Source organism: Bradyrhizobium sp., assembly GCF_030693485.1.
Taxonomy (GTDB): Bacteria; Pseudomonadota; Alphaproteobacteria; order Rhizobiales; family Xanthobacteraceae; genus Bradyrhizobium.
This window is the reverse complement of the sequence record NZ_JAUYAN010000160.1, coordinates 1-7049: the sequence shown is the minus strand read 5'-3', so window position 1 is coordinate 7049 and position 7049 is coordinate 1. Positions and strand designations below refer to the sequence as shown.

General features: G+C 64.5%; 4 protein-coding genes and 2 pseudogenes. 2 read left to right on the top strand and 4 right to left on the bottom strand.

Going from position 1 to position 7049, the window contains the following annotated elements:
* Together Q8N40_RS11810 and Q8N40_RS11805 are read right to left on the bottom strand one after the other, a co-directional pair.
* Positions 1–128 (bottom strand): NAD(P)-binding protein (locus tag Q8N40_RS11810; protein WP_305711941.1); only part of this gene is annotated, 128 nt, incomplete at its 3' end.
* A gap of 144 nt (positions 129–272) precedes the next feature.
* A pseudogene (locus Q8N40_RS11805) lies at positions 273–589 on the bottom strand (hypothetical protein); the annotation flags it as partial.
* 350 nt (positions 590–939) lie between these two features.
* On the opposite strand from Q8N40_RS11805, the gene Q8N40_RS11800 reads away from it, so the two are divergent.
* Together Q8N40_RS11800 and Q8N40_RS11795 are read left to right on the top strand one after the other, a co-directional pair.
* Positions 940–2139, top strand: a complete 1200-nt coding sequence (locus Q8N40_RS11800; protein ID WP_305318086.1) for an efflux RND transporter periplasmic adaptor subunit — start codon at positions 940–942, stop codon at positions 2137–2139.
* 9 nt (positions 2140–2148) lie between these two features.
* The gene (locus Q8N40_RS11795; protein ID WP_305711940.1) at positions 2149–5310 is read left to right on the top strand and encodes an efflux RND transporter permease subunit; all 3162 of its coding nucleotides are present in this window, start codon (positions 2149–2151) and stop codon (positions 5308–5310) included.
* Between the two features lie 67 nt (positions 5311–5377).
* On the opposite strand, the gene Q8N40_RS11790 is transcribed toward Q8N40_RS11795, so the two are convergent.
* Entirely contained in the window at positions 5378–6760 is a 1383-nt protein-coding gene (locus tag Q8N40_RS11790; protein WP_305321492.1) for an AmpG family muropeptide MFS transporter, read from the bottom strand.
* A 67-nt stretch (positions 6761–6827) separates the two neighbouring features.
* Positions 6828–7049 (bottom strand): annotated as a pseudogene (locus tag Q8N40_RS11785) (DNA recombination protein RmuC); the annotation flags it as partial.

Below are 7049 nucleotides of genomic sequence, written 5' to 3'. Positions count from 1 at the left end.
CCGAAGCCCCAGGTGGCGCCGGCCGGATTCTGTTCGAACAGATCGATCCGCGCCTCAGGGTGGCGCTTCTTCCAGAGATAGGCGAAGTAGAGGCCTCCGGGGCCTCCGCCGACCACGGCGATACGCAAGCTCGATCCCTCCAATTGGCAGTATACTGTTAATCGCGAGTGTAGATCATTTATCGGCTGTCGCAAGGGACCGTCCGAACCGAAATGGGAAGCCGCTGCCCGGGCGGGCAGTCGCTGCCAGCATCGTTCGGGTCCAGTTCGCTGGGCCAGAACTTCCTTGCGTGCGGGCGCAACCGAGCCTGCCCGGGTCGCCAGACATTGCATGATGCGGCCGCCGCCCGGCGCCACGCCGCCGCACAGCGTGAGTAATGCGGGTGCAGGCGCAGCAGCAGGGCCCGCTCCCGGACTCGCGTTCGCAGCGCCGGCGGCCGCGGCGGCCGGCGCTGCGGTACCGCCACCGGTCGCGTTGATGGCCTGCGCGCAGGGCGCCGATACCTTCGCCTTGTTCTTCTGCAGGCATTGCAGCGACGCTCACCGCCCGTCGGGACGCTGGCGCAATAGGCCTGATAGTCGGCGCGGCAATTGCGACCGGATGGCGTTGCGCTGGGCATCGATCGGAGTTTGCGGATGGTCCGGTGTCGCCGCCATGATTATGGCGGTTACGAGTAACGCGCCGTGTCTTAACGTGTTGATCATTTTATAAAATTCCCGAACGTCACCGCGCCAGCTCTCGCTCTGGTCCAAGGAAATGAGGAGGTATCGCGACGTGAAACTCCAAAAAAATGACCGATCGATCTTCTCAATTGTTCGCGGGTCTCATTCTCGGTTTCGGGTTCCACCGCAAGAGGATTGTTGGTATTCATGAAGGACGAAACGTTTTCCTTCGAACCAGAGATTTCCAGAACGAAAATCACAATTGGGGCACGAAATAATGCGGACGCGTTCGCCAGCATGCACCGGTTCGGAAGGCAACAGGCGACGAGGGATCCCCGGGATCTCCCGGATTGCTTTCGTTGTATCGGCATTCGTCGTTCTAAGCGGCTGCGAACAAAATGCCTTTGTGCCGCCGCCGCCGCCGAAGGTGGAGGTCGAATTGCCGACCCAGCGCGCCATCACGCGTTATCTCGAAGCCACCGGCACCACCGCGCCGATCAAGAACGTTGATCTCGTGGCGCGTGTGCAGGGTTTTCTGCAGTCGATCAACTACAAGGACGGCGCCGAAGTGAAAGCGGGGACCACACTGTTCACGATCGAGCCGGAAACCTACAAGTTGAAGCTGGAGCAGGCCCAGGCCGCCGAGGCCGGCGCGCAGGCGTCGGTGAAGCAGACCGAGGCCGACTTCAAGCGCCAGTCCGATCTGGTGCAGAGGCAGGTGGTCTCGCAGGCGACGATGGACAATTCGACGTCCGCACGCGACAACGCCCAGGCCAATCTGCAGCAGGCCCAGGTCAACACCAAGATCGCGCAAGTCAATTACGGCTACACCAACGTCACGGCGCCGTTCGACGGCATCGTCACCTCGCATCTGGTTTCGGTGGGAGAACTGGTCGGCGTGTCGTCGCCGACGCAGTTGGCCACCATCGTGTCGCTCGATCCACTCTACGTGAACTTCAACGTCAACGAACGGGACGTGCTGTGGATTCGCGATGAAGCACGCCGGCGCGGCGTAACGGTGAACGAGATCAGGCAGTTGCCGGTCGAGATCGGCTTGCAGACGGAGGAGGGCTATCCGCACAAGGGCAAGCTCGATTACGTTTCGCCGATGGTCAACCAGTCGACCGGCACGCTCGCGGTACGCGGCGTGCTGCCCAATGCCGACCGTGTCCTGCTGCCCGGCTATTTCGTTCGCGTCCGCGTTCCCTTCGAGGAGCAGAAAGCCGCACTGCTGGTGCCCGACGCCGCCCTGGGCAGCGATCAGGCCGGCCGCTACGTGCTGGTGGTGAACAGCGACAATATTGTCGAGCAGCGCAAGGTGATGAGTGGGCCGCTGGAGGGCAATCTGCGCGTGATCGAAAGCGGCCTGAAGCCCGACGACCGCGTGGTGACCGCCGGCTTGCTGCGCGCGATCCCCGGCCAGAAGGTCGATCCGCAGCAGCAGAACAGCCAGACGCCGCCGGCATCGGCCAAATAGGACCGGTCCATGATCTCGAAATTCTTCATCGAGCGGCCGGTTCTTTCCAACGTCATCGCGATCCTGATGATCCTGATCGGCGGCGTGGCGCTGTTCACCCTCCCGGTCGCGCAGTATCCCGACGTGGTGCCGCCGACGGTGCAGGTCACCACCCGCTATCCCGGCGCCAGCGCCCGGACCGTGATCGATACCGTGGCGCTGCCGATCGAACAGCAGGTCAATGGTGTCGAGGACATGCTCTATATGCAGTCCTACAGCGGCGCCGACGGCACCTATTCGCTCACCGTGACGTTCAAGATCGGCACCGATCTCAATTTCGCGCAGGTGCTGGTGCAGAATCGGGTATCGAGTGCGCTGTCGCAACTGCCGCAATCGGTGCAGAACCAGGGCGTCACGGTACAGAAGCGATCGACGGCGATCCTTTTGTTCGTGACGCTGAGTTCGCCGAATGCGACCTATGACAGCCTGTTCCTCTCCAACTACGCCACCATCAACATCAGGGACGAATTGTCGCGGCTGCCAGGGGTCGGCAATGTCACGGTGTTCGGCGCCGGTCAGTATTCGATGCGGGTCTGGCTCGACCCCAACAAGCTGCAGGTGCGCGGGCTGATGCCGCAGGACGTCATCCAGGCGATCCAGCAGCAGAGCCAGCAGGTCACCGCGGGCCAGGTCGGGGCGCCGCCGGTGCCGTCAGGACAGGCGTTCCAGTACACCCTCAATGTCAGCGGCCGGCTCGACGATACCAGCGAATTCGAGAACGTGATCGTCAAGACCGGCAACGCCGGCGACGTCACCCGCGTGCGCGATGTCGGCCGGGTCGAACTGGGGGCGCAGACCTACAGCCAGGTGTTCTCGCTCAACAACAAGCCTTCGGTCGGCATAGGCGTGTTCCAGTCGCCCGGCGCCAACGCGCTCGAGGTCGAGAAGGCGGTCGAGGCGAAGATGGCCGTGCTGGCCAAGGCATTCCCGCAGGACATCAAATACGACACGCCGTTCGACACCACCAAGTTCGTCGCGGAGTCGATCAAGGAAGTCTACAAGACCCTGATCGAGGCCGGCCTGCTGGTGCTCGTCGTCATCCTGATCTTCCTGCAGGACTGGCGCGCGATGCTGGTGCCGGCCACCACCGTGCCGGTGACCATCATCGGCGCCTTCGCGGCGATGGCCGCGCTCGGCTTCACCGTCAACATCTCGACGCTGTTTGCGATCGTGCTGGCAATCGGCATCGTGGTGGACGACGCCATCGTGGTGGTCGAAGGCGCTGCCCACATTATCGAGCAGGGCATGTCCGGCCATGACGCCGCCTTCGCCGCGATGTATGCGCTGTTCGCGCCGATCGTCGGTATCACGCTGGTGCTGATCTCGGTGTTCCTGCCGGCGGCCTTCCTGCCGGGCCTTACCGGCAAGATGTACGCGCAGTTCGCGCTGGTGATCGCCGCCACCGCGCTGCTCAGCGCCGTCAATGCCGCCACGCTGAAGCCGACGCAGTGCGCGCTATGGCTGCGCCGGCCGGTGCCGCCGGAACAGCGCAACTGGTTCTATCGCGGTTTCAATGCGGTCTACGACCGTGTCGAGCGTGGCTATGCAAGGCTGATCGGCCGGCTGGTCGCCCACAGCGGAGTATCGGTGATCGCGGCACTGATCCTGATCGGCATCGCCGGCTGGGGCCTGTCCCGGGTGCCGACCGGCTTCATCCCGATCGAGGATCAAGGTTATTTGCTGGTCGCGGTCCAGTTGCCCGATGGCGCCTCGCTCGACCGCACCCAGAATGTGATGAAGCAGGTCAGCGACCTCGCCGGCAACACGCCCGGTGTCGATCAGGTGATCGGCATCGCCGGCATCTCGGCGCTCGACAACTCGTCCAGCCTCGCCAATGCCGGCGTCGCCTATCTGATCCTGAAGGAGTGGAGCGCGCGCGGTCCGGGGCAGGACCTGCGGTCGCTGTTCGTCGGGCTGAACGAGAAGGTGTCGACGATCCAGGAGGCGCGGATCCTGGTGATTCCGCCGCCGCCGATCCAGGGCATCGGCAACGCCGCGGGCTTTTCGATGCAACTGCAGCTGCGCGACGGCAATGCCGATTACGGCAAGCTTCAGGCCATCGCCGGCGCCGTCGTCTCGAATGCGCAGACTCAGAGCGCGCTGCAGCGCGTCAGCTCGTCGTTCCGTTCGATGGTGCCGCAGTTCGACGTCGAGGTGGACCGGGTCAAGACCCAGACCCTGCATGTCACCACCGACCAGATCTTCTCGACGCTGTCGTCCTACATGGGGTCGAGCTTCGTCAACCAGTTCAACAAGTTCGGGCGCACCTTCCAGGTCTACGCCCAGGGGGATTCGCAATTTCGCCTGACCCCGCGCGACATCGAAAAGCTGATGGTGCGCAACTCGCAGGGCGACATGATCCCGCTCGGCACCGTGGCGAAGATCACGCCGGCGGTCGGCCCGTCGCTGATCAGCCTGTACAATCTCTATCCGTCCGCGACGGTGATCGGCCTGCCGGCCACCGGTTACAGCTCCGGCCAGTCGATGGCGCTGATGGAAGAGATCGCCGCCAGGACCTTGCCGCCCGGCACCGGCTATGAGTGGACCGCGATGTCGTACCAGGAGAAGGTGGTCGGCGGCCAGATCTTCTGGGCGTTCGGCCTCGCTCTGCTGCTCGTGTACCTGGTGCTGGCCGGACAATATGAAAGCTGGTACGCGCCGATCTCGGTGATCCTGGCGGTGCCGCTGTCCCTGCTCGGCCCGATGGCGGTGCTGACAGGATTGCGGATCGAGAACAACCTCTACACCCAGATCGGCATCATCCTGTTGATCGCGCTGTCGGCCAAGAACGCCATCCTGATCGTCGAGGTGGCGCTGGAACTGCACGTGCGCGACCGCAAGCCGCTGATGCAATCCGCCATCGAGGCGGCGCGGGCGCGATTCCGCCCGATCCTGATGACCTCGTTCGCCTTTATCCTCGGCGTTGTGCCGCTGGTGCTGGCGACCGGCGCCGGCGCCAGCGCCCGCAAATCGATCGGCATCACGGTATTTTCCGGCATGATCGCCTCGACCTGCCTCGCCGTGCTGTTCGTTCCGACGTTCTTCGTCGTGGTGCAGCGGTTCGAGAACTGGCTGGCGGGCCGGAAAAGCGAAGCGCCCGCGCCGCAGGCGGTGCCGGGTGCCACGCATTAGCATCATCTCTCCCGTCGTCCCGGCGCAGGGCCGGGACGACGGGTTGATGGCGTTGATCCAGCCCTAGCTAAACCCGGACCGGCCCCAGCTCGTCAAAATGCCCGCGCCGCTGCAGCCATGCCAGCAGGATCAGGCTCGGCACCGCGACCACGACGGAGATCACGAAGAACATCGGCCAGCCCGTCGCCTCGGCCACATAGCCCGAGCCCGCGGACAGATAGGTGCGCCCGACCGCGGCCAGCGCCGTGAGCAGGGCGTATTGGGTCGCGGTGTGCAGCGGGTTCTGGCACAGCGCCGAAAGATAGGCGACGAAGATCACGGTGCCGATCGCGCCGGTGAAATTTTCTGCCGTGATAGCGACGGCCAGCGCCCATTGATTGACGCCGACAAAGGCGAGCCAGCAGAACGCCAGGTTGGAGAGCGCCTGCAACAGGCCGCCGATCCAGAGGCTCGCGGCCAGTGAATAGCGCCGCGCCATATAGCCGCCGGCAAAACCGCCGACCAGGGTCGCGGCGAGACCGACGCCCTTGACGATGGTGGCGTAGTCATTGCGGGTGAAGCCGAGGTCGATCACGAACGGCGCGGTCATGACGCCGGAAAAAGCGTCGGTGAGCTTGTAGAGCACGACGAAAGCGAGCGCCGCCCAGGCATGCTTGCGCACCAGAAATTCGGAGAACGCGCCCATCGCCGCATGCATGACGCGCGAGAACGCGGCCTCGCCGCGGGTCGCGGCCTCGGCGCGCGCCGATTGCCCGGGCTCGGTGGCGGCCAATGCGGTGACGGTGCCGATCAGCACCATCGCCGCCATCGCCACATAGCCCCACGTCCACGCCGACGAACGCCCGATGCCGGTGTCCTCGAATGCGCTGACCAGGAACAGCACCCCGGCGGTCGAAACCAGCATGCCGATGCGGTAGGCGGCAACGTAGGATGCCATGCCGGCGGCCTGCTCGCTTTCGGGCAGGCTCTCGACGCGAAACGCATCGACCACGATGTCCTGGGTTGCGGACATCGTCGCCACCAGCAGCGCGCCGATCGCCACGAACAGCGGCGAGCGCACCGGGTCGGTCAGCGCCAGCAGCAGAATTGCGCAGATCAGCAGCATCTGCGCGAACACCAGCCAGCCGCGGCGGCGGCCGAAGGCGCGGGTGAAGACCGGCACATGCAGCGCATCGACCAGCGGCGCCCAGAGAAATTTCAGCGTGTAGGGCGTGCCGACCAGCGCGAACAGCCCGATGGTGCGCAGGTCGACGCCGGATTCGCGCATCCACACCAGCAGCGTCGATCCCGACAGCGCCAGCGGCAGCCCGGATGAAAAGCCGAGCAGCAGCACGATCAGCACGCGCGGCTGCAGATAGACCGCCCACGCTTCGCGCCAGGAGGCACGGGGCGTAGGGACGATCGATGGCTTGATCGAAGTCTTGGGCAGGCTATCGGGTGCGCTGGTCATGCCGCAGTGCTAGCAGATTCGGGCTGCGTCTTCCTTCTCCCACAAGAGGAGAAGGAAGAAAGAATTCCTACTCCCCCGCCTGCAGCTTGCGGGCCAGCGGGAACAGTTCGGCTGCCGCAGGTTTGGCGATTGGCGCTGTCACGGCGGGGGCGTCGGACTTGCTGAAATCCAGTTCCTCGATCCGGCCGGCGCGCTTTTCGATCTTGTCGGCGGAGATCAGGATCTGGCGGACGTCCTCGTTGACGTCGCCGAAATGCTTCTGCAGCTTCAGCACGCGGTCGCGCAGCCG